This is a genomic window from Streptomyces griseoflavus (genome assembly GCF_014649995.1).
In the GTDB taxonomy this organism is placed as follows: Bacteria; Actinomycetota; Actinomycetes; order Streptomycetales; family Streptomycetaceae; genus Streptomyces; species Streptomyces griseoflavus.
In genome coordinates this window covers 404,623-427,885 of record NZ_BMUC01000002.1, presented here as the reverse complement: position 1 = coordinate 427,885, position 23,263 = coordinate 404,623, and the positions used below count along the sequence as shown (strand labels likewise).

Below are 23,263 nucleotides of genomic sequence, written 5' to 3'. Positions count from 1 at the left end.
GCAACGTCACCCACACGCGTGATGTTTGTTTAACCCTGCCCCGCACCGGAACGTGCCGGTGTCCGCACCCCGACCCGGGTCCGTGTGGCCACCAACTGCCCGTCCTGCGGATACGCGTGCCAGGTCCGCCAGTGGACCCGGCCCTCGCGCCGCTGGGCGAGCATCGCCGTGAACGCGTGCGGACTGCCCGGGAACACCCCGGCGAGGCCCTGCGGATGGTCGGAGACCAGGGCGAGCAGTTCCTGCGCCCGGCCCGCGAACGACGCCGGGGTCAGCACCTCCACCCGGGCGGCGAACTCGTACTCCCAGTCGCCCACCCGCTTGGCCACGCCCAGCGGAAGCGGCGTACTGCTGCCCGGAATGCACGCCACCGTCTCCGAGCACACGCCCCGGTCCTCCTCCACCAGCACTTGGTGGGACGCGCCGAGCAGGCGCAACTGGAGCTTGGCACCGGTCAGTTCCAGGTCGAGCGTGGCCAGCGCGGGAAGCGGCTCGCGCCCCAGGGCCCAGGCGAGATCGGCCGCGCGCGTGTCGGAATAGGCGGTGTTCAGGGTCGTGAGCATGGATCGGCTCCGCAAGCGCACATGGAGAAGGAGGAGAGATGGGTCCGCGCGCCCCGGTCGCACCGGGAAACTCGGCCCGTCAGCCCGGTCGCCCGGCCGGAGGAAGGGTCCGAGGGGAGCCCGATGGCTGCGCTGGTGATTTATAGGGAATCATGAACTGTGCTGCCACCACAGCGTTTTTACCCAACTTCGTGGGCTTTCCATCCCCTCGGGGGCTCTCCAGCTCACCTGTTCAACCCCCACGTACGCCCCCGAGTGACGGCGTACGCCTCCGCGCGTTCCGTCCGTGCACCCCCGCCCGGAACCGGACTCCGAGCCACCGCTCGACGGGAACGGCGGGGCCCGCCCAGGTGCGGACCCCGCCGACGCGGATGCGCCTTCCCCCGACAGGGAGGCGAGCTGCCCCGTGTCAGCCCCCTCCGCCGCCGCATCCGCCGCCCCCGCACGACGACCCGCCTCCGCAGGACGAGCCACCGCCGGAGGACGATCCACAGCCGCTTCCCCCGCCGCCCCCGCTGTCGCCGGCCCACCAGCCGCCGCTGCTCCCGCCGCTGCCACCGCTCGCGCGGCTCCTGCCGCGCCGCCCCCTGGACACCGTCGCGGGACGCCGCACCGGCCGGAACACCGCCTTACGCGCCGCCCTGCGCCGCCCGTACGCTCCGACACCGGCGAACAACACGACGACCACAGCCAGGCTGACACCGAAACCCATGGCGCCACCCTCCTCCCGATCCCCCGTGAACCCCCGTAGCAGCCCCCCGTGGGCGCCCAGCTCACGTGCGTGACCGGGAGATGCCCTCCGCCCACGCGGCCCAAAGCAGAGTTGAGGAAGTCCAGAGGTTCGGCGCAGGATGGCCGCCATGACCTCCAGTGCGCGCCCCCTCCTCAACCGCCGGCTCGCCGAGTTCGGGACCACGGTCTTCGCCGAGATGTCCGCCCTGGCCCTGCGGACCGGGGCCATCAACCTGGGTCAGGGGTTCCCCGACACCGACGGCCCCGAGGAGGTCAGGGAGGCCGCCGTGCGGGCCCTGCGGGACGGCCGCGGCAACCAGTACCCGCCGGGCCCCGGCGTCCCCGAGCTGCGCACCGCCGTCGCCGCACACCAGCAGCGCCGCTACGGCCTGTCCTTCGACCCCGACACCGAGGTGCTGGTCACCGCGGGCGCCACCGAGGCCATCGCCGCCGCCCTGCTCGCCCTGGTGGAACCCGGTGACGAGGTGATCGCCCTGGAGCCGTACTACGACTCCTACGCGGCCTGTGTCGCCATGGCCGGCGGCACCCGCGTCCCCGTCACGCTCCGCCCGCGCGAGGGCCGTTTCCGCCTCGACCTCGACGAGCTGCGCGACGCCGTCACCGACCGCACCCGCCTGCTGCTGATCAACACCCCGCACAACCCGACCGGCACCGTCCTCACCCGCGAGGAGCTGACCGCGATCGCCGAGCTGGCCGTCGCACGCGACCTGCTCGTGGTCACCGACGAGGTCTACGAGCACCTGGTGTTCGACGACGCCGAGCACATCCCCCTGGCCGGCCTGCCCGGCATGCGGGACCGCACGGTCACCATCTCCAGCGCCGGCAAGACCTTCTCGTTCACCGGCTGGAAGGTCGGCTGGATCACCGCCGCCCCGCCCCTGGTCACGGCGGTCCGCTCGGCCAAGCAGTACCTGACCTACGTCTCCGCCGGTCCCTTCCAGTACGCCGTCGCCGAGGCCCTCGCCCTGCCCGAGTCGTACTTCACCGACTTCCGCGCGGACATGCGGACCAAGCGCGACGTCCTCGCGTCCGGCCTGGAGGAGGCGGGCCTCGCCGTCTACCGCCCTTCCGGCACCTACTTCGTCACCGCCGACATCCGCCCCCTCGGCGAGAGCGACGGCATCGCCTTCTGCCGCGCCCTCCCCGAACGCGCGGGCGTCGTCGCCATCCCGACGGCCGTCTTCTACGACCACCAGGACATGGGCGCCCCGTTCGTCCGCTTCGCCTTCTGCAAGCGAACCGGCGTACTGGAGGAGGCCGCGGGCCGCCTCAAGACACTGCGCACCTAGCCAGTGGGCGCGGAGGGCATCGGGCGTCGGGACATGCCGACCGCGGAGCGTCGCGGCCTCCGTCGTCCCGTGGATGACGTTCCAGCCGCTCAGCGGAGGGACGCCGACCCGATCGCCTTCTTCCTCGGCGTCCAGGTGGCGCACCCACGGGAACACCTCGGGCAGCGCCAGCAGAAGCGACTTGGCACCGTCGTCCTGATTACTGATCGCACTCTGATGTCTCTCGCGCGAGAGGGGCCGCTCCACTCAGCCCGCCGCGCGCAGCAGCCCTCCGGTGAGGTGGCCTCGGCAGTCGCGGCAGTGGCCGGGGGTCGGGGCGCGGAAGGCGCGCTCGCAGCCGTCGCAGGTCTGGAAGGGGGGCGTGGCCGGGCGGTCGGAGGCCGCCGGGGGTGGCGCGGGCAGCGGCGTTTCCCGGAGGCGGAAGGCGAGGATGCCCGCCGGGCGGGTGAGGAAGCGGTCGGGGAGCCCTGTCGTGAGGATCGCGGTGATCCGGGAGGGTGCGACTCCGGCCGCCAGCCACTCGGTGACGGCGGGCGCCAGACGCACGGCTTCCCGCTCCGACACGACGAGCCGGGGATCGACGCGGCGGAGGGAGGTCAGGACGGCGACCGCCTGCGGGTCGGCGTCGGCGAGGCACGCCTGCTCCTCCGGCCGGTCCGGAGCGGCGACGCGTACCGCCTCCGCCGTGAGCGGTGCGGGGGCGGGACGCTTCCGGGGTGCGCGGGGGGCCGGGCGTTCAGGCGGACCGTCCGGGTCCGGGTCCGGGTCGGGAGTACCGCCGGGTACGTCGTAGAAGTACGTCCGGGTGCGGATCTGCCCCGAGGGCAGCCGCTCGCGGCGGCGCTCCAGGTAGCCGGCGGCTTCCAGTTCCCTCAGGGCCCGGGAGATCAGGATCTCGCCCTCGGTGAAGTGCCCGCACAGGGCGGCGATGCTCACGGGGGCGCCGTCGGGCAGGGAGGCGATGTAGGCCGCGACGCCGATGGTGACCGCGCTGCCGCGCCGCTGGGCGAGGGCGTTGGCGATCACGGTGAAGTCGGCCGTGAGGCGGGTGCGTACGTGGATCACGCCGGAGGACGGAGCTCCGGCGTCGGCGCGCAGGGGCGCGTTAAACTGCGTGTCAGCCATTGGGAAGGGTGGTACTTCCTGATCGGTCAGGCCCTCGATCGGGATGCCAGTCCCGGCCGGGGGCCGTCTCTGTCGGCGCTTGTCGCGGTGAACGTAACCGCCCGCCTCCCGCGCCTGCAAGCCGGTCACCCGCACGAGTGACGCGGGCCTTCCGGCGGGGAGGGTGGGCGGGCGGGTAGTTCTCTCTCCCGGTTCTTTGGGGAGGTCAGTGGCCCACCGGACCCTCGCGGACAAGGCCCCGGCGGGCCCGGAAGACGGACGGCCGCCAGGGCCCGGCCGGCTCAGGAACGGCGGTGTTCCGCCCGCAATCCGCCCAGGAAGGCGGCCCAGGACGCGGCCTCGAAGCACAGCGCGGGCCCGTGCGGGGCCTTGCTGTCACGGACGGGGACGGCGCCGGGGAATCCGTCCGCCACCTCCACGCAGTCGCCCCCCGCCTGATTGCTGTAGCTGCTCCTGCGCCACGCGGCGACGCTCAGACCGGGACGGGACGTTCGCTCCATGCTGGTCGTCCTCTCAGAGGCAGTGATGTCCAGCCTTCAGCCCGCCTATGAAGGCGGCCCAGGACGGGGCTTCGAAGCACAGCGCGGGCCCGTGCGGGGCCTTGCTGTCACGGACGGGCACGACGGCGGGGAATCCGCCCGCCACTTCCACGCAGTCGCCCCCCTCTTGGTTGCTGTAGCTGCTCTTGCGCCACACGGCGACGCTCAGATCGGGACGGGACGTTCGCTCCACGATGGTTGTCCTCCCTCACGGATCGGATCATGTCCAGTGACATGAGCGGGGGCAGAGCTGCCGCCCGCAGCCGATCGTAAGTGAGCACGAGACTCCTGACCTCGCTTGGTTCCTCGATGAGTTGGCCGTAGTGGGCGCCTTCCGTGTAGGCGACCTCCGCGCCGTCCGGCAGGGTGAGGACCGTGAGGGAGCCGCCCATCACCTCGTGCTCACCCTGGTCGAACGGCAGTACTTGGACGGTGATGCAAGGCTTCGTCCCGGTCTCCAGCAGCCGCGCCAACTGCTCCCGCATCACCGGCAGACCGCCGACCGGACGCTTGATCACCGCCTCGTCGAGGACCACCCACAGCTCCGGTCGATCGGACGAGCTGAGTCGCTCCTGGCGCCCCATGCGCAGGGCAACCCGCTCGGCCAACTGCTCCTCACCGCTGAGCGTTCGACCGACCTTGAGCACGGCCCGCGCGTAGTCCTCCGTCTGCAACAGACCCGGCACCACATGGGCCGCGTACTGCCTGATGGCCACCGCCCGCTCCGAGTACTCCATGAACTTCCGCGACCAGTCCGGGAACGCCTCCCGGTACACGTACGGCCACAGCTCGACCAGCAGGTCGTCCGCACCGAGGGCCGCGTCCAGCGCACGCGCCAGCTCCAGCGTCGGCTTCGCCCCCGACGCCCGCTCGATCTGCGTGATGCGGGTGCTCACCACGTGTGTCCTGGCGCCGAGTTCGGCCTGCGTGAGTCCGGCCGCCGTACGGAGCCTGCGCACCCGTGCACCGAACAGCGCGGCCATCGACGCGCCGGGGTCGATTCCGTTGGCCAAAGCGTCACTTCCGTTCCTTATGGCCTGAAAGGTAAGCCCGCGCCCCCTGTCGAGCGTAGGGCGATCCGACGAACCTTGAACACGGAAAGCAACGACTCGTGCACGCCGCGGGACATCCTCGGCTCGATGGAGAAGGACGGACGCGACCGTGTTCACAGGAGAGACCGCCCCGGACCTCGTCACGCTCGTCGACGAAGCGAGTGGACTGCCCGCGGCAGCCGCGCAGTTCACCTCCACTCCTCGGGGCGCGCGGCTCGCCCGGCGGTTCGCCGTCCGGTGCCTGGAGGCGTGGGGACACCCGCCCGCGTCGGACGTGTCGTGCGCGATCGCCCTCGTCGCCGGCGAACTCGCCGCGAACGCCGTGCGGCACGGCCGGGTCCCGGGCCGGGACTTCGGTCTCCGGCTCACCCTCGACGAGGTGGCGGGTCTGGTGCGGGTCGAGGTCGCGGACGCCGCCGCCGCGAAGCGGCCGCCCGTCTCCCTGCCTCAGGCCCCTCCCGAAGGGGAGTCCGGCCGGGGCCTGCTCCTGGTGGACGTCCTGGCCGTGCGCTGGGGCTGGGAGCTCCGTGAGCCCGTGGGCAAGACGGTGTGGGCGGAGTGCGCCGTGCCGACCTGCTCGCGGACATGAAGGAGCCCGGCGTCGGCGGACGACCCTGGGGGTCGGCCACCGGGCCGGGCTCTCCCTGCGCACGGCGCGTACGTCGCCGTACCCGCCGAAGCGGCGTTACCCGGGACGGACTACTCGTCGTCCCCGGGCTTGTCCGCGTCGTTGATGTCCTGCTCCAGGCCGAGCTGCTCGACCAGCCACTTGTCGAACTCGATCGCGGCCCGCACCCAGCTGACCGTCGAGGAGACGAAGTGCTCCAGGCTGACGCCCATGCCGATCAGCGTCTGGGCCTCACCGATGAGACGGACCGTGCCGTCGTCGTGGGTGTGGGTGTACACCTTGGGCCACAGGGTGCGGCGGTTCCAGTCGTCGATGGACTCCAGCAGCTGGGGCTTCTCGTCGATCTGGTGGGGCCGGTCGTAGAACGTCCGGACGGAGAAGATCTGCTGGTCGCCCTCCCCGCGGAACATGAAGTAGGTACGGAACTGCTCCCACGGCGCCGCGAGGTCACCCTCGTCGTCGACGACGTACTTGAGTTCCATCTGGTCGAGGAGCTGCTTCACCAGGTCCTGATCCGGGACGACGGGGCCCGCCGGTCCTTGCGGCTGCGGCTCGGGCTGGCCCCCGAAATTCGGAATCGAGGACGGGTCGATGGTCATACTGGGACACTCCTGCGGTCGTCTGGCGTCCGGTCGTCGCTGAGACCAGACGTACACCCCCCACCCTCTCTCCATTGGCCCGTGCCGGGCAACCTGCCCAGGCCGACAGCGGCCATAGAAATCGGCCGTCGGTGCGAGCGGGCGGGTCCCGCCCCGGCCTCCCGGCCGGGGCGGGACCCGGGGGCTACAGCGTCTTCCCGGCCGCCGGCCCCACCAGCAGGCCGTCCTCGTAGCGGTCCACGCGGACCGTGTCGCCGTCCTTGATCTCGCCGGAGAGGATCTCCTTGGCGAGGCGGTCGCCGATGGCGGTCTGGACGAGGCGGCGCAGGGGGCGCGCGCCGTAGGCGGGGTCGAGGCCCTCCTCGGCGAGCCAGGCCAGCGCCTCGGGGCTGACGTCCAGGGTGAGGCGGCGTTCGGCGAGGCGGCGGGCGAGGGACTTGAGCTGGAGCTCCGCGATGCGTTCCAGTTCGGGCTTGGTGAGCGCGGAGAAGACGACCAGGTCGTCGAGGCGGTTGAGGAACTCGGGCTTGAAGGAGGACCGGACCACCTCCAGGACCTGCTCCTTCTTCTCCACCTCGGTGGTCAGCGGGTCGACCAGGTACTGGCTGCCGAGGTTGGAGGTGAGGATGAGGATGGTGTTGCGGAAGTCGACCGTGCGGCCCTGGCCGTCGGTGAGGCGGCCGTCGTCGAGGACCTGGAGCAGGATGTCGAAGACCTCGGGGTGGGCCTTCTCCACCTCGTCGAGGAGGACGACGCTGTAGGGGCGGCGGCGCACGGCCTCGGTGAGCTGGCCGCCCTCCTCGTAGCCGACGTAGCCGGGGGGCGCGCCGACGAGGCGGGCGACGGAGTGCTTCTCGCTGTACTCCGACATGTCGATGCGGACCATCGCCCGCTCGTCGTCGAAGAGGAAGTCGGCGAGGGCCTTCGCCAGCTCGGTCTTGCCGACACCGGTCGGGCCGAGGAAGAGGAAGGACCCGGTGGGGCGGTCGGGGTCGGCGATGCCCGCGCGGGAGCGGCGCACGGCGTCGGAGACGGCGCGTACGGCCTCGGTCTGGCCGATGAGGCGCTTGCCGAGTTCGTCCTCCATGCGCAGCAGCTTCTGGGTCTCGCCCTCCATGAGGCGGCCGGCCGGGATGCCGGTCCAGGAGGCGACGACGTCGGCGATGTCGTCGGCGCCGACCTCCTCCTTGACCATGGTGTCCCTGGCCGCTTCCTCCTCGGCCTCGGAGGCGGCCTCCAGGTCGCGTTCCACGCCCGGGATCTCGCCGTAGAGGAGTTTGGAGGCGGTGTCGAAGTCGCCGTCGCGCTGGGCGCGTTCGGCCTGACCGCGGAGTTCGTCGAGCTTCTCCTTGAGTTCGCCGACGCGGTTGAGGGACTGCTTCTCCTTCTCCCAGCGGGCGGTGAGGCCGCGCAGTTCCTCCTCCTTGTCGGCGAGGTCGCGGCGCAGGCGCTCCAGGCGTTCGAGGGAGGCGGCGTCGGTCTCCTTGCCGATGGCGAGTTCCTCCATGCGCAGCCGGTCGACGGCGCGCTGGAGTTCGTCGATCTCGACGGGTGAGGAGTCGATCTCCATGCGGAGGCGGGAGGCGGCCTCGTCGACGAGGTCGATGGCCTTGTCGGGGAGGAAGCGGGAGGTGATGTAGCGGTCGGAGAGGGTGGCGGCGGCGACGAGGGCGCTGTCGGCGATCTGGACCTTGTGGTGAGCCTCGTAGCGGCCCTTGAGTCCGCGGAGGATGGCGATGGAGTCCTCGACGGAGGGTTCGGCGACGAGGACCTGCTGGAAGCGGCGCTCCAGGGCGGGGTCCTTCTCGATGCGCTCGCGGTACTCGTCGAGGGTGGTGGCACCGACCATGCGGAGTTCGCCGCGGGCCAGCATGGGCTTGAGCATGTTGCCGGCGTCCATGGCGGAGTCGCCGCCCGCGCCGGCACCGACGACGGTGTGCAGTTCGTCGATGAAGGTGACGACCTGACCGTCGGACTCCTTGATCTCGGCGAGGACGGTCTTGAGGCGTTCCTCGAACTCGCCGCGGTACTTGGCGCCGGCGACCATGGCGCCCAGGTCGAGGGCGACGAGCCGCTTGTCCTTGAGGGACTCGGGGACGTCGCCCTTGACGATGCGCTGGGCGAGTCCTTCGACGACGGCGGTCTTGCCGACGCCGGGCTCGCCGATGAGGACGGGGTTGTTCTTGGTGCGGCGGGACAGCACCTGCACGACGCGGCGGATCTCCTGGTCCCGTCCGATGACGGGGTCCAGCCTGCCTTCGCGGGCGGCGGCGGTGAGGTCGGTGCCGAACTTCTCCAGGGCCTTGTACTGGCCCTCGGGGTCGGCGGTGGTCACCCGGCGGGCTCCCCTCGTCTTCTGGAAGGCGTCCTGCAGTTTCTTCGCGGTGGCGCCCTGCTGGGAGAGCACCTCCCCGGCGGCTCCGCCCTTGGCGGCGATGCCGATGAGGAGGTGTTCGGTGGACAGGTACTCGTCGCCGAGGTCGCGGGCGCGGGCCTGCGCGTCGGCGATGACGGCGAGGAGTTCCCGGTTGGGCTGGGGCGGTGCCACCGTGGAGCCGGTGACGCTCGGCAGTCCGGCGAGGACGCGCTCGGCGCCGGAGCGCACGGCGGCCTGGTCGGCGTCGACCGCGGCGAGCAGGTCCGTGATGTTCTCGTTCTCCTGCCCGGTGAGCAGGGCGAACAGGAGGTGGGCGGGGGTGAGGTCGGGGTGTCCCTCGGTCACGGCCCGGTTTCCGGCGGCGTTGATCGCGTCCCGGCTCCGGTTGGTCAGCTCGGCGTCCACGTGTCCGTTCTCCTTCTCGGTGACCCTTCAGTGACCCTCAGCGGTCTTCGTGGCTGACTCGGTCAGCGTACACAAACTTGAGTCTATTCCACTCAAGGTGGTGCGGGGAGTGCGACAGGGCTAAGTTCCCGGGTCATGGCCTTCACGTATTCGGTGGATCCGGGCGATCCGGACGCCTCGTACCTCAGCTTCTGGCGCGAGAGGCACCTGTGCACGCTCACCACCCTCCGTCCGGACGGCACCCCGCACCTGGTACCCGTCGGCGTGACATACGACCCCGGGGCACGTCTCGCCCGGGTCATCACCAACGGGTCGAGCGCGAAGGCGCGCCACGTGCGGGCGGCGGGGGACGAGGGCGCGCCCGTCGCGGTCTGCCAGGTGGACGGCAGGCGGTGGGCGACGCTGGAGGGGCGCGCCGTGGTCGTCACGGAGCCGGAGCGCGTCGAGGAGGCGGTGCTGCGGCACGCGGAGCGCTACGGGCGGACGCCGTCGCCGAACCCGGCCCGGGTGGCCATCGAGATCACCCTCACACGGGCGCTGGGGCGCCCGTGAGGCGGGCGGGGCGGCACGTACCGCCGAGCGATCCCTTCCGGCCATCGGGAGATCGCCCGAAACCCGGAAATGTCCCGTAAAACTGCAGCGGCGTCACCGTGTTCAGGTCACGGTGACGCCGCTGCGGGGGGAAGCACCTGCGCGATCTTTTACGACGGGGGAATCGCGTCAGGCACTGCGGGGGGTGGCCGAGATGGTCCGGGCGGCAGGCGAGTCGGACTCCACCTGCCGATGGTCACGCTGGTCCAGGTTCACAAAGATCATTCCGTACCGGATGGCACAGCGCACGGGCTTCGGCGCGCCCCTGGGCCGTCGCAGGCACCGGTACGCCCGTACGTCTCCGTCCTCGTCGCGGGTGACCACGACCGGCTCGCCGAAGACGGTCACCATCAACGAGTCACCGCTGTGGGGGATGGCGGTGACCAGGTCGATGAAGTGCCAGCCGGATCGGTAGGCGGTCGCCATCTCGCGGCGAAAGGACCGGTCGTCGGGTGGTGTGGTCATGGCTCAGCCCCACGAACTGTCGTTCGCGAGCTGCGGCACCACCGGGCCCCAGCTGCTGTCCGGGGGCACGGACTTGGCCACCACCACTGGTCCCCAGCTGCTGTCAGCCCGTACGTCGCCCTTCGTGCCGGCCAGGCCACTCAGCACTCCGAAGGCCATAACGGCAGAGAAGGCGGCGACAAGTACCGAGCGAAGCTCTCTCTTACGCATAGTCGGCTTCGTCCTCACTCGAAAGTCACCCTTCCCCCGTCAAGTACGACGATGGCTCATTCGGGCACGTCATGGCCACACAATCGGTGCATCATGTTCCTGCATGTTCAGGACCCTGGGGGGTGGAGATTTGACAACGAATCGGACTAATGAGACGCATCCCCATGCGGTGACCGAACTGTGCGAGGCCGGAGGCCGTCTCTATGCCGACGCACTGCGGGCGGGCCGCATCCCGCGCGCGGACGCGGATCCCGCCCCCTGCCTGATGGAACTCGCCCTGCTGCACCCCGATCCCGACGACCCCACCTGGCTGCGCCCGGTGGCCCCGGCGGTCGCCCTGGCGCAGCGGCTCAACCCCCTGGAACGGGAGATCACCGAGCGCCGGCGGATGTCGATCGAACTCGCCGACGCCTTCGAGCCGTTCATGACCCTCAGCGCCCAGACCACGATGAGCACCCACTCGATGACGGTGCTGGAGGGCTTCGACCGGATCAACGCCGCCCTCGACCTGGCCACGTCCCAGTGCCGCTCCGAGATGCTCTCCGTGCAGCCGGGCGGCCGCCGCCTCGAACACACCCTGGCCCAGGGGCTGGAGCGCGACCACGAGATGACCGAGCGGGGGGTGCGGATCAGGACGCTCTACCAGCACACCGCCCGCCACAGTCCCGAGACGCTGGCCTACGTCGCCCGGTTCGACACCGCCAAGGTGGAGTACCGCACCATCGACGAACTGGTGGAGCGGCTCATCATCTGCGACGAGACCGTCGCCTTCATCCCCATCCGCGACGACCGGCAGGTCGCCCTGGAACTGCGCCACCCGGGCCTCATCCGCTACCTGATCAAGGTCTTCGAGTTCATGTGGACCCGCGCGGTGTCGCTGAACGCGGGCGCCCCGTACGAACCGGCCTCGGACGGCCTGACGGACATCCAGCACTCCATCGCCAAACTGCTCGTCGAGGGCCACGTCGACGAGGCCATCGCCCGCCGCCTCGGCATGAACGTCCGCACGTGCCGCGCCCACATAGCCAAACTGGCCTCCGCTCTCGGCAGCGGCAGCCGCGCCCAACTGGGGTACCTGATCGCACAGTCGGGAATCCTCGAACAGGACCAGTGAGACCGGGGAGGTGCGTACCGCGTGACCGCGCACGAGCACGAAGCGGAGGACCTGTGCGAGGCGGGCGCCGAGCTGTACGCCCGGGTGCTGCGTGAGGGTCCGCTGCCCGCCGAGGAGGCCCGCGGGGTCCCCTGCCTGATCGACGCCGGGCTGCTCCAGCCCTCCCTCGACGATCCCGGACTCCTGGTGCCCGTCCCCCCGGCCGTCGCCCTGCACCGGCTGCTGCGGCTCTCCGGGGAACGCGTCGCGGCGGAGCGCCGGCGGGAGGAACGCCTCACGGCGGCCCTCCAGCCGCTCATGCGGGCCGGCGCACTGCCCGCGGAGGAGCCGCTCACCCCGTCGCTGCGTGTCCTCAGCGGCACGGAACGCATCAACCGTGCCCTCACCGAGGCCCTGGCGCAGGGGAAGGAGGAACTCCTGTGCATGCAGCCGCACGGCAACTACCACCGCTCCGAGGGCGCGCGGGCCGCCCAGGCCGACGCGATGGTGCGCGACCAGAGGTTCCTCGACCGCGGCGGCCGGATCCGCGTCCTCTACCCGCACACCCAGCGCCACATCCCGCTGGTCGTCGCCCGCTGGGAGCAGCTGGACGGCGACGCCGAGGCACGCACCCTGGACGAGATCGCCGGCCGCCTCATCCTCATCGACCGGGCCGTCGCCTACATACCCGGTGAAGGCAACGGGGAACGCAGCATCGCGCTGGAGATCCGCCGGCCGGCCATCGTCACGTACCTGGTCAACGTCTTCGACCGCTTCTGGCGACTGGCCACCCCCATGCACCCCGAGGCCGTCCGGCCGCCCTCCCTGGGCGGCGTCACCGCCCGCCAGCGCGCGGTGGCCCGCTTCCTCGTCGAAGGCCACACCGACGCCGTCATCGCCGACCGCCTCGGCATGAACATCCGCACCGCACGCGTCCACATCGCCAAGCTCGCCGCGACCCTGGGCAGCGGCAGCCGCGCCCAGCTCGGCTACCTCATCGGGCAGTCGGGGATCCTCGACCGGGCAGAGTGACCGCCGCCCCCCGGAAGCCGTCCAGGCCCGTCTGCGCGATCCGCACCCCCAGCTGCGTACGGCTCGCCGCCCCCAGCGTCTCCGACAGGCGGGCGATGTGCGCCCGGCAGGTACGCACGCTGATGCCCAGGCGTTCGGCGATCACCGCGTCCTGGTGGCCCTCCGCGAGGAGCGCCGCGATGGACTGCTCCCGGTGCGAGATGCCCTCGATACCGGTGTCGGGCAGCGGGGCGGTCAGCGGGATGGCGAGCCGCCACAGCCGCTCGAAGACCGTGCCCAGGTACTCCACCAGCGCCGGGTGGCGCAGCTCCAGCGCCATGGTGCGCTCGGCGTTGGCGGGGATGAAGGCGACCGTGCGGTCGAAGAGGATCAGCCGCTCGATCACCTCGTCCAGGGTCCGCGCCTGCACCGCGTCCCCCATCTGCTCCAGGTAGGACATCAGCCCGTGCCCGTGCCGGGCCACGTGCGTGTACAGGTCCCGCATCCGCACGCCCCGGCCGCGCAGCGCCGTCGCCCGGTGCAGGCCCTCCGAGAGTTCCGCCTCGCGCCGGATGCCGCCCGGCTGGACGGTGAGCACCTCGGTCGTGCACGCCTGCGTCGCCTCGTCCATGGCCGCCTGGATGCGCGCGAGGCCGTCCAGCACCCGGATCGCCGGGCCCTCCGCCGCGGCCGGCGAGGGCGGCACCTGGCGGCCCAGGCCGGCGTACCACTCGAAGGCCTCCACGGCCGAGCCGACCCGGCGCTGGCTCGCGCTCACCTCGTCGTACATGCCGCGCAGCAGCCGGGTCATGACCTCCTGCGGGGCGGTCGGCACCAGCCAGTCCATGTCGTCGGGATCCGGATGCAGCAGGGCCAGTTCCAGCAGACAGGGCACCGGTGCCGCGTCCCGGCGCGGCAGCCGTCCGCGCCGTACGGCCCGGGAATACACGCGATCCCCGGCCTCGCACAGTCGGTCAGCACCGTGTGGATGCCCGTCCGTCCCGTGCCCGGCCATCGCCTTTCCCACCCCCGGTCCCCGCCCCTCGGTCGTGTCGGTCCGCCCCGGGGCACTCGCTTTGCAGCGCAACTATGCGCGGACCGCCCCGCCTCCGCAACGTCGGCCGTCGGGCCGCACAGGAACGACTGCCCCGGGAACGACGAAGGCCACCCGCCGGTCGGGGGACCGTCGGATGGCCGAAAAGCGGGGGTGCGGCTACTTCAGCTTGATCGCCGCGCACGCCTCGCGGTACTCCGCCGTGCAGATGTCGGACACCTCGTAGATCCCGTCGGCGACGACGGTGGCCTCGATGTTGTCCTTCGTCAGGGCGACCACGGGCACGAGCTGCGCCGGGATGTCCTTGTCGGTGGGGCTGTCCACCCGGTCCCGGGTCAGTGCGTCGAACTGGATGTCCCGGCCCTGGACCTTCGCCACGGCCATCTCCGCGGCGCTCTCGGCCTCGTCCGGGTAGGACTTGTAGACGCTCATGTACTGGTCGCCGGCGAGGATCCGCTGCACCGCGGTGAGGTCGGCGTCCTGGCCGGTGATCGGGGGCATCTTGGTCACGCCGGCGGCGCGCAGCGCCTTGACGATGCCGCCCGCCATGCCGTCGTTGGCGGAGTAGACCGCGTCGATGCCGTCCGCGCCGATCGCCTCGATCGCCTCGGCCATGTTGGCCTTCGCGTTCTCCGGCTCCCAGTCCTTGGTGTCGTAGGACTTGGCGATGGTCACCTTGCCCTTGAGCTCGGAGAGCGCGCTCGCCTTGAACTGCTTGGCGTTGGGGTCGGTCGACGAGCCGTTCATCATCACGATCTTGTCGGTGATGCTGATGTCTTCGCCGAGCGACTCCAGCAGGGAACGGGCCTGCACCTCGCCGACGAGGGCGTTGTCGAAGGAGATGTACGCGTCGATCGGGCCCTCGGCCAGCCGGTCGTAGGCGATGACCGGGATGCCCGCGTCCTTGGCCTTCCGCACGCTGCTCGCGATGTCCTTGGAGTCGACGGCGTCCAGCACGATGACGTCGACCTTGTCGTCGATCATCTGCTGCATCTGGCTCGCCTGCTTGTCGGCCTTCGACTCGGCGTTGGCGTACTCGACCTTGCCCTTCTTGTTGGTGAGGGACTCGACCTTCGTCTTGAAGATGGGGTAGTCGAACTGCTCGTAGCGCGCGTTCGCCTTCTCCGGCAGCAGCAGGCCGACGGTGATGTCGTCCCCCTTGGCCGGGCTCGCGTCGTCACTGCTGCCCGTCGCGTCGAGCATGCCGCAGCCGGCGAGCATGACGGCCATCGAGGTGACGGCCACGGATATGGCGATACGACGCATGCGAGGGCTCACTTCAGGTGCGTTTTGGACGTGGGCACAGCTTTGCGTCCCATGTGACTGAAAAGCCAACGCTTCAGCCCCCACCGGAGTCAAGGTCAACCACTTAACGAGATGGACACAACACAGTGCGCCGAACTCGTGGAAGACCTGCGGATACGCGGCAAGGATCATCGGGACACGCAGCCATACCATAATCACAAATATGTTCGCGCATAAGGGAAGGGGTCCGGAGGTTCACGAACCCCCGGACCCCTTGGCCCACTTGACCTGCGCCGTCAGTCCTGCTGCTGCCGCTTCGGCCGCCACACCACCAGCGCGCTGGTCTGCTGCACCTCCTGGTACGGCACCAGATCGCGGCGGTAGGAGGCGTGCACCGCGGCCTCGCGCTGACGCATCGCCGCCGCCGCGCCGTCGAGCGCGTCCTCCATCTCGGCCACCCGGGCCTGGAGGGCCGCGACCTGGTTCTCCAACTCGATGATGCGCTTGATTCCAGCCAGGTTGATGCCCTCGGTCTGCGACAACTCCTGCACCTGACGGAGCAGTTCGATGTCCCGCGCCGAATAGCGCCGACCCCGGCCCGCCGTGCGGTCCGGCGACACGAGACCCAGCCGGTCGTACTGGCGCAGCGTCTGCGGGTGCAGACCGGAGAGCTGGGCCGCCACCGAAATGACGTAGACCGGGGTGTCCTGGGTCAGTTCATACGGATTGCGTCGACGGCCGTCCATCTGAAATCAAGCTCCCTTCGCGGCCTGGAACAGCTCCGCCCGCGGATCCTCGTCCGCGGTCGCCTCGCGATACGCCTCCAGCGCGTCACGAGCCTTCCCCGACAGGTCACCCGGAACACTCACCTCGACGGTGACCAGCAGATCCCCGCGGGTGCCGTCCTTGCGGACCGCGCCCTTGCCCCGCGCCCGCATGGTGCGGCCGTTGGGCGTGCCCGGCGGCAGCTTCAGCGTGACCGGCGGGCCGCCGAGCGTGGGGACCCGCACCTCCCCGCCGAGAGCCGCCTCCGGATACGTCACCGGGACGGTGACGGTGAGGTTGTCGTCCTTGCGGCCGAACACCGGGTGCTCGCCGACGTGCACGACGACGTACAGGTCGCCGGCCGGTCCGCCGCGCTCGCCCGGGGCTCCCTTGCCGCGCAGCCGGATCCGCTGGCCGTCGCTGACCCCCGCGGGGATGCGCACCTGCATCGTCCGCGAGGACTTCGCCCGGCCGCTGCCCTTGCAGATGTCGCAGGGCTCCTCCGCGATCAGCCCGCGGCCCTTGCAGTCGGGGCACGGGTCGGTGAGCGAGAAGCCGCCGCCGGAGCCCCGCGCCACCTGCCCGGTGCCGACGCAGGTCGGGCACACACGCGGTGTGCCGTTCTTGTCGCCGGTGCCCGAACAGGCCTTGCAGGCCGCCTGCGACGACATCCGCAGCGGAACCGTCGCACCCTCGATCGCCTCGGTGAAGCTCAGCGTCACCTCGGACTCGATGTCCTGGCCGCGGCGCGGCTGGGTACGCGTGGTCCCCGTGCCGCCGCGGTTGAACAGGCCCCCGAAGACGTCACCCAGGCCGCCGCCGAAGCCGCCGCCCGCCTGGCCGCCGGCACCCTGACCCCCGAAGAGGTCACCCAGGTCGAAGTTGAAGGAGCCGCCGCCCGCGGCGCCCGGCCCCGGACGGAACCCGCCGTTGCCGAAGAGCGCGCGCGCCTCGTCGTACTCCTTGCGCTTCTTGGGGTCGCCGAGGACGTCGTTCGCCTCGGAGATCTCCTTGAACCGCTCCTCCGCCTTGGTGTTGCCCTTGTTGGCGTCCGGGTGGAACTCGCGGGCGAGCTTCCGGTACGCCTTCTTGATCTCGGCCTCGGTGGCGTCCTTGGGGACGCCGAGGACCTTGTAGAAGTCCTTCTCGATGAAGTCCTTGGTGCTCATCCCCGACGTCCCTCCTTCCCTGCGTCAGTTTCCGCGTCAGCCCTCCTCGGGGCCACCGCTCTCCTTGTTCTCCGAGCCGTCCTGCGCCTCGGTGCTCTCCTCGGCCGGCTTGACGGTCTGCGCGCCCGGCTGGGGCTCGGCGACCGCCACCCGCGCGGGGCGGATGGTGCGCTCGCCGATGCGATACCCCGGCTGGAGAATCGCCACGCACGTCGTCTCGGTGACGTCCGGCGCGTAGCTGTGCATCAGCGCCTCGTGGATCGTCGGGTCGAAGGGCTCGCCCTCCTTGCCGAACTGCTGGAGGCCCAGCTTGGCCACCGTGGACTCCAGCGACTCCGCCACCGACTTGAAGCCGCCGACCAGCTCGCCGTGTTCGCGGGCGCGGCCGACGTCGTCGAGCACGGGCAGCAGCTCGGTCAGGAGGTTCGCCACGGCGACCTCCTTGACCGCGACGCGGTCCCGCTCGACCCGGCGACGGTAGTTCTGGAACTCGGCCTGCAGGCGCTGGAGGTCCGCCGTGCGCTCGTTCAGCGCCGAGCGGGCCTGGTCCAGCTGCGCCACCAGGGCAGCGTTCTCACCCGTGTCCCCGGCCGGGGCCGCCTCCTCCTCGGAGGGAGCGGCGGCGGCCTTCGGCTCGGTTTCCTCGGAGGGGACGTCGGGCTGCTGCGACTGCTCGTCGAAGCCCGGGGTCTCCTCGGTCACGCCGCACCGTCCTTGCGGTCCTCGTCGACGATCTCGGCATCGACCACATCGTCGTCCGCCTTCGCCTCACCGGCGGACGCGCCACCGGCGGCCTGGGCGCCTTGGGCGCCCTGGGCGTCGGCGTACATCGCCTGGCCCAGCTTCTGGGAGACGGCCGCGACCTTCTCCGTGGCGGTGCGGATCTCGGCCGGGTCCTCGCCCTTGAGCTTCTCCTTCAGCTCGGCGACGGCGGTCTCGACCTCGGTCTTGACGTCACCGGGGACCTTGTCGGCGTTGTCGCTGAGGAACTTCTCCGTCTGGTAGACGAGCTGCTCGCCCTGGTTGCGCGACTCGGCGGCCTCGCGGCGGGCGTGGTCCTCCTCCGCGTACTTCTCGGCCTCCTGGCGCATCCGGTCGACCTCGTCCTTCGGCAGCGAGGAGCCGCCGGTGACGGTCATCTTCTGCTCCTTGCCGGTACCGAGGTCCTTCGCCGTGACGTGCATGATGCCGTTGGCGTCGATGTCGAAGGACACCTCGATCTGCGGGACGCCGCGCGGCGCCGGCGGCAGACCGGTCAGCTCGAACATCCCGAGCTTCTTGTTGTACGCGGCGATCTCGCGCTCGCCCTGGTAGACCTGGATCTGCACGGACGGCTGGTTGTCCTCGGCCGTGGTGAAGATCTCCGAGCGCTTGGTCGGGATCGTGGTGTTGCGCTCGATCAGCTTGGTCATGATGCCGCCCTTGGTCTCGATGCCGAGGGACAGCGGGGTGACGTCGAGCAGCAGGACGTCCTTGACCTCGCCCTTGAGCACACCGGCCTGGAGGGCGGCGCCGATGGAGACGACCTCGTCCGGGTTCACACCCTTGTTGGCCTCCTTGCCGCCGGTCAGCTCCTTGACGAGCTCGGCGACGGCGGGCATACGGGTGGAGCCGCCGACGAGGACCACGTGGTCGATCTCGGACAGCTGGATGCCGGCGTCCTTGACGACGTTGTGGAACGGCGTCTTGCAGCGCTCGAGCAGGTCCGCGGTCAGCTGCTGGAACTGGGCGCGGGTCAGCTTCTCGTCGAGGTGCAGGGGACCCTCGGCGGAGGCGGTGATGTAGGGGAGGTTGATCGTGGTCTCGGTGGACGAGGACAGCTCGATCTTCGCCTTCTCGGCGGCCTCGCGCAGACGCTGCAGCGCCATCTTGTCCTTGGCCAGGTCCACGCCGTGCCCGGACTGGAACTGCTTGACCAGGTAGTCGACGACGCGCTGGTCCCAGTCGTCACCACCGAGGTTGTTGTCACCGTTGGTGGCCTTCACCTCGACGACACCGTCGCCGATCTCCAGCAGCGAGACGTCGAACGTACCGCCACCGAGGTCGAAGACCAGGATGACCTGCTCGTCCTTGTCCAGGCCGTACGCCAGGGCGGCGGCCGTGGGCTCGTTGACGATGCGCAGCACGTTCAGACCGGCGATCTCACCGGCCTCCTTGGTGGCCTGGCGCTCGGCGTCGTTGAAGTACGCCGGGACGGTGATGACCGCGTCCGTGACCTTCTCGCCCAGGTACGACTCGGCGTCGCGCTTCAGCTTCTGCAGCACGAAGGCGCTGATCTGCTGCGGGTTGAAGGGCTTCCCGTCGAGCTCGATCTTCCAGTCGGTGCCCATGTGGCGCTTGACCGACCGGATGGTCCTGTCGACGTTGGTGACCGCCTGGCGCTTGGCCACCTCGCCGACCAGCACCTCACCGTTCTTGGCGAAGGCGACGACGGACGGCGTGGTCCTGGCGCCCTCGGCGTTGGTGATGACGGTGGGCTCGCCGCCCTCCAGAACGCTGACGACGGAGTTAGTCGTGCCCAGGTCGATGCCGACCGCACGTGCCATTGTGATTCCTCCAGCTGACTTGAGTGGAACAGACTCAAGCATGCATGACGACCGCCGCAGGGTCAACAGAGCTGAGTCCGCACGACTCAACTCTTATCCGCTCCTTACACGCAACTGGCCCGTGACCTGCGCGGATTCACTGGAGGAGCGCTGCCGGGCCCGGAATGCCGGGGGAACGGGCAGACGCACGAGCACCAGGACGGCCACGACGACGGCCGCCACCACCCACAGCACCGCGCCCCCGGACAGCCGTCCGGTGTGCACGCCCACCCCGACCAGTACCCCGCCGAGCGAGGCCACACCGAGCAGCACGGCCACGGCCCGGGGAGCGACCCCCAGCCGGCGCAGCCGGTGCCCGACGTGGTCCGGCCGCCCGCGGGTGACGGGCCACCGGGCCAGCCGCCGCGCGAGCAGCACCAGGACGGCGTCCGCGCACACCACGGCGGTCAGCGCGAACAGCACCCCCGCGCCGGCGCCGACCCCCTGACCCGCCCGGACGAACACCGCCGCGGAGGCGATGGTGAACCCCGTGAACAGCGACCCGGCCGCACCCAGACCCGCCCGCGCCGGGTGCCAGTTGTGCAGCAGGAACCCGGCGAGCGCGGCGGCCAGCACGCTCAGCAGCACCGCGACCCCGTCCATCAGCTCGGCCGCCGCACAGGCCGCCACGGCGAACGCCGTCACCGTCCCCACCGAGCCGGCCAGCCCGTCGGCGTGGTCCAGCCCCCGGAACGCGGCGGTCACGGCCACGATCCACACCGCGGCGAGCACCCCGCCCGCCACCCCGGTCTCCCCGTACGGCACGACGAGCGCCGCCGCCACGGCCGTACCGGCGAGCGGGACCCACCGGCGCAGCCGCCACACGTCCACGGCCAGCCCGAGCACGCCCACCCACGCGGCGGCGGTCAGCTGGCGCCCGACCCCCGTGCCGAGCGGCGCGAGGCCGGCCGCGTCCCCGGCGGCCGCGACCAGCCCGGTGACCAGCGCGACGGCCGCTCCCCCGGACAGCGGCAGCGCCCTGCGGCGTCTGCGGTCGAGGATTCCCAGGCGCAGGGCGGGGGCCCGCAGCGCCGCCGTGAGGAGGGCGGACAACAGCAGGGCGGTGGCGGCGGCGACGATCCCGTAGAGCACGGATATAAGTTAGGGGCGTATGGACCGATTTCGCGTGAATAACACGATCTGATCCCGGACGCCATCCGGGACGGCCGCCGGGGCACCTCCCGGGGCGCCTCCCGGGGCGTCTCCCGGGGTCGCCCGGGTAGGTGACCCTCAGCGATTCAGATCACCCCGTGCCCGGCTACAGTGCGGCCGGAGATAGGGGTAGTCTCAAACGGACTGCATAAGTTACCGCTTAGTAATCTCGGGGAAGCCGTCACGGAGCCCCCGGGAACACCCCGACATCCCTCTCGAAACCCTCGCAGGCCCGAGGAGCCCCCATGCAACTCGCCGCGATCATCGTGTCGCTGGTCCTGGCCGTGATCGGCGTTGCGCTGCTCGCACGCGCGATCGGCCAGTTCGTCCGGTACTTCAAGCTGGGCCAGCCGGTCCCGGCCGGCGCCCGGACCGACAATCCCTACCAGCGCAGTGTGACCCTGGTGAAGGAGTTCCTCGGCCACACCCGCATGAACCGGTGGGGCATCGTCGGCATCGCCCACTGGTTCGTCGCCGTGGGCTTCCTGACGCTGCCGCCCACCCTCGCCCAGGCCTTCGGCCAGCTCTTCCAGGCCGACTGGGTGCTGCCGGTCATCGGCGGCTTCCTGCCGTTCGAGATGTACATCGAGTTCATCGGCGTCATGACCGTCCTCGGCATCGCCGTCCTCATCGCCATCCGGCTGCTGAGCCTGCCGACCCGCCCCGGCCGCAAGTCCCGCTTCACCGGCTCCAAGTCCGGCCAGGCGTACTTCGTCGAGGCCGTCATCCTCACCATCGGCCTCGCCATCTACGTACTGCGCGGACTCGAGGGCGCCCTGCACCACGTCGACAGCTACGAGGCCGCGTACTTCGCCTCGTACCCGCTGGTCCTCGCCTTCGACGGCCTGTCCGTCGAGACGCTGCAGAACCTGGTCTACCTGGTCGCCACGATCAAGATCGGGACCTCGTTCGTCTGGATGATCGTCGTCTCCCTCACCCTCAACATGGGTGTGGCCTGGCACCGCTTCCTCGCCTTCCCCAACATCTGGTTCAAGCGCGAGTCCGACGGCGGCACCGCCCTCGGCGCCCTCCAGCCGATGACCTCCGGCGGCAAGCCCATCGACTTCACCGACCCCGGTGACGACGACGTCTTCGGCGTCTCCCAGGTCGAGCAGTTCTCCTGGAAGGGCCTGCTCGACTTCTCCACCTGCACCGAGTGCGGCCGCTGCCAGTCCCAGTGCCCCGCCTGGAACACCGGCAAGCCCCTCTCCCCCAAGCTCCTGATCATGTCCCTGCGCGACCACGCGCACGCCAAGGCCCCCTACCTGCTGGCCGGCGGCGGCAAGACCATGGAGGGCGAGGAGAAGGCGTCCGAGGAGCAGCTCGCCGGCGTGCCCGCCGCCGCCCTCGCCGAGGCCGAGCGCCCGCTCGTCGGCACCGCCGAGGAGAACGGCGTCATCGACCCCGACGTCCTGTGGTCCTGCACCACCTGCGGCGCCTGCGTCGAACAGTGCCCCGTCGACATCGAGCACGTCGACCACATCGTCGACATGCGCCGCTACCAGGTGATGATCGAGTCCGCGTTCCCGTCCGAGGCGGGCACGATGCTCAAGAACCTGGAGAAGAAGGGCAACCCCTGGGGCCTGGCGAAGAAGCAGCGCCTGGAGTGGACCAAGGAGGTCGACTTCGAGGTCCCGGTCGTCGGCAAGGACATCGAGGACCTCACCGAGGTCGAGTACCTGTACTGGGTCGGCTGCGCCGGCGCCCTGGAGGACCGCGCCAAGAAGACCACCAAGGCCTTCGCGGAACTGCTGCACATCGCCGGCGTCAAGTTCGCCATCATGGGCGGCGACGAGAAGTGCACCGGTGACTCCGCCCGCCGCCTCGGCAACGAGCCCCTCTTCCAGGAGCTCGGCATGGAGAACGTCTCCGCGCTGAACATGGCCTTCGGCGAGGAGACGGACGACGAGGGCAACGTCACCGAGGAGTCGAAGAAGCCCAAGGCGGCGAAGAAGATCGTCGCCACCTGCCCGCACTGCCTCAACACCCTCGGCAACGAGTACCCGCAGCTCGGCGGCGACTACGAGGTCATCCACCACACCCAGCTGCTCCAGCACCTGGTGGACGAGGGCAAGCTCATCCCGGTCACCCCGGTCGAGGGCCTCATCACCTACCACGACCCGTGCTACCTGGGCCGCCACAACAAGATCTACACGCCCCCGCGCGAGATCATCGGCAAGGTCCCGGGCCTGCGCAACGAGGAGATGCACCGCCACAAGGAACGCGGCTTCTGCTGCGGCGCCGGCGGCGCCCGGATGTGGATGGAGGAGCGGATCGGCAAGCGCATCAACAACGAGCGCGTCGACGAGGCCCTCGCCCTCAACCCGGACATCGTCTCCACCGCCTGCCCGTTCTGCCTCGTCATGCTCACCGACTCGGTCAACGGCAAGAAGAACGACGGCAAGGCCAAGGAGTCCATCCAGGTCGTCGACGTCGCCCAGCTGCTGCTGGAGTCCGTCAAGACCCCGGTCGACCCGGCCGGCGAGGACGAGAGCGAACCCGCTCCCGAACCGGAGCCGGTGAAGTAGCGAGCAGGTTCACACAGCGCAGGGGCCGTCCGACCGGGCGGCCCCTGCGCCGTGTTCGCCCCCGG

Annotated in this window: 22 protein-coding genes and 1 pseudogene; 6 read left to right on the top strand and 17 right to left on the bottom strand. The window is 70.7% G+C overall.

The window, feature by feature from the left end; genetic code table 11:
- Positions 1-29 precede the first annotated feature (29 nt).
- Positions 30-563 (bottom strand): DUF2617 family protein, encoded by a 534-nt coding sequence (locus tag IE172_RS07815; protein ID WP_190096345.1) that lies wholly within the window; start codon positions 561-563, stop codon positions 30-32.
- Positions 564-1,414: 851 nt separating this feature from the next.
- Between IE172_RS07815 and IE172_RS07810 the strand changes: the two genes are divergently transcribed.
- Positions 1,415-2,605 (top strand): pyridoxal phosphate-dependent aminotransferase, encoded by a 1,191-nt coding sequence (locus IE172_RS07810; protein WP_190096344.1) that lies wholly within the window; start codon positions 1,415-1,417, stop codon positions 2,603-2,605.
- Between the two features lie 120 nt (positions 2,606-2,725).
- Here IE172_RS07810 and IE172_RS34400 read toward each other — a convergent pair.
- The 5 genes and pseudogenes from IE172_RS34400 to IE172_RS07795 form a co-directional block, all read right to left on the bottom strand.
- Positions 2,726-2,815 (bottom strand): annotated as a pseudogene (locus IE172_RS34400) (prevent-host-death family protein); the annotation flags it as partial.
- Positions 2,816-2,851: 36 nt separating this feature from the next.
- Positions 2,852-3,730 (bottom strand): hypothetical protein, encoded by an 879-nt coding sequence (locus IE172_RS07805; RefSeq protein ID WP_190096343.1) that lies wholly within the window; start codon positions 3,728-3,730, stop codon positions 2,852-2,854.
- Positions 3,731-4,011: 281 nt separating this feature from the next.
- Positions 4,012-4,230, bottom strand: coding sequence for a DUF397 domain-containing protein (locus IE172_RS07800; RefSeq protein WP_190096342.1), 219 nt, complete (start codon positions 4,228-4,230; stop codon positions 4,012-4,014).
- A gap of 13 nt (positions 4,231-4,243) precedes the next feature.
- Positions 4,244-4,426 (bottom strand): DUF397 domain-containing protein, encoded by a 183-nt coding sequence (locus IE172_RS34395; protein ID WP_229885872.1) that lies wholly within the window; start codon positions 4,424-4,426, stop codon positions 4,244-4,246.
- Positions 4,338-5,252, bottom strand: a complete 915-nt coding sequence (locus IE172_RS07795; RefSeq protein WP_190096509.1) for a helix-turn-helix domain-containing protein — start codon at positions 5,250-5,252, stop codon at positions 4,338-4,340. Before IE172_RS07795 ends, IE172_RS34395 begins: the two co-directional genes overlap by 89 nt.
- Positions 5,253-5,430: 178 nt before the next feature.
- On the opposite strand from IE172_RS07795, the gene IE172_RS07790 reads away from it, so the two are divergent.
- Positions 5,431-5,910 (top strand): ATP-binding protein, encoded by a 480-nt coding sequence (locus IE172_RS07790; protein ID WP_190096341.1) that lies wholly within the window; start codon positions 5,431-5,433, stop codon positions 5,908-5,910.
- A gap of 110 nt (positions 5,911-6,020) precedes the next feature.
- Here IE172_RS07790 and IE172_RS07785 read toward each other — a convergent pair whose 3' ends face one another.
- Together IE172_RS07785 and clpB are read right to left on the bottom strand one after the other, a co-directional pair.
- Positions 6,021-6,548, bottom strand: a complete 528-nt coding sequence (locus IE172_RS07785; RefSeq protein WP_190096340.1) for a YbjN domain-containing protein — start codon at positions 6,546-6,548, stop codon at positions 6,021-6,023.
- Between the two features lie 184 nt (positions 6,549-6,732).
- Positions 6,733-9,330 (bottom strand): ATP-dependent chaperone ClpB, encoded by a 2,598-nt coding sequence (gene clpB, locus IE172_RS07780; RefSeq protein ID WP_190096339.1) that lies wholly within the window; start codon positions 9,328-9,330, stop codon positions 6,733-6,735.
- A 135-nt stretch (positions 9,331-9,465) separates the two neighbouring features.
- Between clpB and IE172_RS07775 the strand changes: the two genes are divergently transcribed.
- The gene (locus IE172_RS07775) at positions 9,466-9,882 is read left to right on the top strand and encodes a pyridoxamine 5'-phosphate oxidase family protein (RefSeq protein ID WP_190096338.1); all 417 of its coding nucleotides are present in this window, start codon (positions 9,466-9,468) and stop codon (positions 9,880-9,882) included.
- A gap of 168 nt (positions 9,883-10,050) precedes the next feature.
- Here IE172_RS07775 and IE172_RS07770 read toward each other — a convergent pair whose 3' ends face one another.
- The gene (locus IE172_RS07770; RefSeq protein ID WP_190096337.1) at positions 10,051-10,386 is read right to left on the bottom strand and encodes a Rieske (2Fe-2S) protein; all 336 of its coding nucleotides are present in this window, start codon (positions 10,384-10,386) and stop codon (positions 10,051-10,053) included.
- A 3-nt stretch (positions 10,387-10,389) separates the two neighbouring features.
- The gene (locus IE172_RS07765; RefSeq protein WP_229885870.1) at positions 10,390-10,545 is read right to left on the bottom strand and encodes a hypothetical protein; all 156 of its coding nucleotides are present in this window, start codon (positions 10,543-10,545) and stop codon (positions 10,390-10,392) included.
- 154 nt (positions 10,546-10,699) lie between these two features.
- Between IE172_RS07765 and IE172_RS07760 the strand changes: the two genes are divergently transcribed.
- The gene (locus IE172_RS07760) at positions 10,700-11,710 is read left to right on the top strand and encodes a helix-turn-helix domain-containing protein (RefSeq protein WP_229885868.1); all 1,011 of its coding nucleotides are present in this window, start codon (positions 10,700-10,702) and stop codon (positions 11,708-11,710) included.
- A gap of 21 nt (positions 11,711-11,731) precedes the next feature.
- Positions 11,732-12,721, top strand: coding sequence for a helix-turn-helix domain-containing protein (locus tag IE172_RS07755; protein ID WP_190096335.1), 990 nt, complete (start codon positions 11,732-11,734; stop codon positions 12,719-12,721).
- Here IE172_RS07755 and IE172_RS07750 read toward each other — a convergent pair.
- From IE172_RS07750 to IE172_RS07720, 7 genes are all read right to left on the bottom strand, one after another.
- On the bottom strand, positions 12,684-13,715 hold the full coding sequence (locus IE172_RS07750; RefSeq protein WP_190096334.1) for a helix-turn-helix transcriptional regulator: 1,032 nt from the start codon (positions 13,713-13,715) through the stop codon (positions 12,684-12,686). The genes IE172_RS07755 and IE172_RS07750 overlap by 38 nt on opposite strands.
- Positions 13,716-13,913: 198 nt before the next feature.
- The gene (locus IE172_RS07745) at positions 13,914-15,020 is read right to left on the bottom strand and encodes a sugar ABC transporter substrate-binding protein (RefSeq protein WP_190096333.1); all 1,107 of its coding nucleotides are present in this window, start codon (positions 15,018-15,020) and stop codon (positions 13,914-13,916) included.
- A gap of 275 nt (positions 15,021-15,295) precedes the next feature.
- Complete coding sequence (locus tag IE172_RS07740; protein WP_190096332.1) at positions 15,296-15,745, bottom strand: heat shock protein transcriptional repressor HspR; 450 nt, start codon at positions 15,743-15,745, stop codon at positions 15,296-15,298.
- Positions 15,746-15,751: 6 nt separating this feature from the next.
- The gene (gene dnaJ / locus IE172_RS07735) at positions 15,752-16,933 is read right to left on the bottom strand and encodes a molecular chaperone DnaJ (protein WP_190096331.1); all 1,182 of its coding nucleotides are present in this window, start codon (positions 16,931-16,933) and stop codon (positions 15,752-15,754) included.
- Between the two features lie 36 nt (positions 16,934-16,969).
- Complete coding sequence (grpE, locus tag IE172_RS07730; RefSeq protein WP_190096330.1) at positions 16,970-17,635, bottom strand: nucleotide exchange factor GrpE; 666 nt, start codon at positions 17,633-17,635, stop codon at positions 16,970-16,972.
- Entirely contained in the window at positions 17,632-19,479 is a 1,848-nt protein-coding gene (gene dnaK, locus IE172_RS07725) for a molecular chaperone DnaK (protein ID WP_190096329.1), read from the bottom strand. Before dnaK ends, grpE begins: the two co-directional genes overlap by 4 nt.
- A gap of 93 nt (positions 19,480-19,572) precedes the next feature.
- Positions 19,573-20,610, bottom strand: a complete 1,038-nt coding sequence (locus tag IE172_RS07720; RefSeq protein ID WP_190096328.1) for an MraY family glycosyltransferase — start codon at positions 20,608-20,610, stop codon at positions 19,573-19,575.
- Between the two features lie 305 nt (positions 20,611-20,915).
- Here IE172_RS07720 and IE172_RS07715 point away from each other — a divergent pair, with 305 nt between their 5' ends.
- Positions 20,916-23,198 carry a heterodisulfide reductase-related iron-sulfur binding cluster gene (locus IE172_RS07715; protein WP_190096327.1) on the top strand — a complete coding sequence of 761 codons (2,283 nt, stop codon included), beginning with the start codon at positions 20,916-20,918 and terminating at the stop codon, positions 23,196-23,198.
- Positions 23,199-23,263: the final 65 nt, after the last annotated feature.

Excerpts from the sequence above, each read along its gene's own strand:
- IE172_RS07815 (WP_190096345.1), bottom strand. The coding sequence starts at position 563 with ATGCTCACGACCCTGAACACCGCCTATTCCGACACGCGCGCGGCCGAT.
- IE172_RS07810 (WP_190096344.1), top strand. The coding sequence starts at position 1,415 with ATGGCCGCCATGACCTCCAGTGCGCGCCCCCTCCTCAACCGCCGGCTC.
- IE172_RS07805 (WP_190096343.1), bottom strand. The coding sequence starts at position 3,730 with ATGGCTGACACGCAGTTTAACGCGCCCCTGCGCGCCGACGCCGGAGCT.
- IE172_RS07800 (WP_190096342.1), bottom strand. The coding sequence starts at position 4,230 with ATGGAGCGAACGTCCCGTCCCGGTCTGAGCGTCGCCGCGTGGCGCAGG.
- IE172_RS07795 (WP_190096509.1), bottom strand. The coding sequence starts at position 5,252 with ATGGCCGCGCTGTTCGGTGCACGGGTGCGCAGGCTCCGTACGGCGGCC.
- IE172_RS07785 (WP_190096340.1), bottom strand. The coding sequence starts at position 6,548 with ATGACCATCGACCCGTCCTCGATTCCGAATTTCGGGGGCCAGCCCGAG.
- IE172_RS07775 (WP_190096338.1), top strand. The coding sequence starts at position 9,466 with ATGGCCTTCACGTATTCGGTGGATCCGGGCGATCCGGACGCCTCGTAC.
- IE172_RS07770 (WP_190096337.1), bottom strand. The coding sequence starts at position 10,386 with ATGACCACACCACCCGACGACCGGTCCTTTCGCCGCGAGATGGCGACC.
- IE172_RS07765 (WP_229885870.1), bottom strand. The coding sequence starts at position 10,545 with ATGGCCTTCGGAGTGCTGAGTGGCCTGGCCGGCACGAAGGGCGACGTA.
- IE172_RS07760 (WP_229885868.1), top strand. The coding sequence starts at position 10,700 with ATGTTCAGGACCCTGGGGGGTGGAGATTTGACAACGAATCGGACTAAT.
- IE172_RS07750 (WP_190096334.1), bottom strand. The coding sequence starts at position 13,715 with ATGGCCGGGCACGGGACGGACGGGCATCCACACGGTGCTGACCGACTG.
- IE172_RS07745 (WP_190096333.1), bottom strand. The coding sequence starts at position 15,020 with ATGCGTCGTATCGCCATATCCGTGGCCGTCACCTCGATGGCCGTCATG.
- IE172_RS07740 (WP_190096332.1), bottom strand. The coding sequence starts at position 15,745 with ATGGACGGCCGTCGACGCAATCCGTATGAACTGACCCAGGACACCCCG.
- dnaJ (WP_190096331.1), bottom strand. The coding sequence starts at position 16,933 with ATGAGCACCAAGGACTTCATCGAGAAGGACTTCTACAAGGTCCTCGGC.
- dnaK (WP_190096329.1), bottom strand. The coding sequence starts at position 19,479 with ATGGCACGTGCGGTCGGCATCGACCTGGGCACGACTAACTCCGTCGTC.
- IE172_RS07715 (WP_190096327.1), top strand. The coding sequence starts at position 20,916 with ATGCAACTCGCCGCGATCATCGTGTCGCTGGTCCTGGCCGTGATCGGC.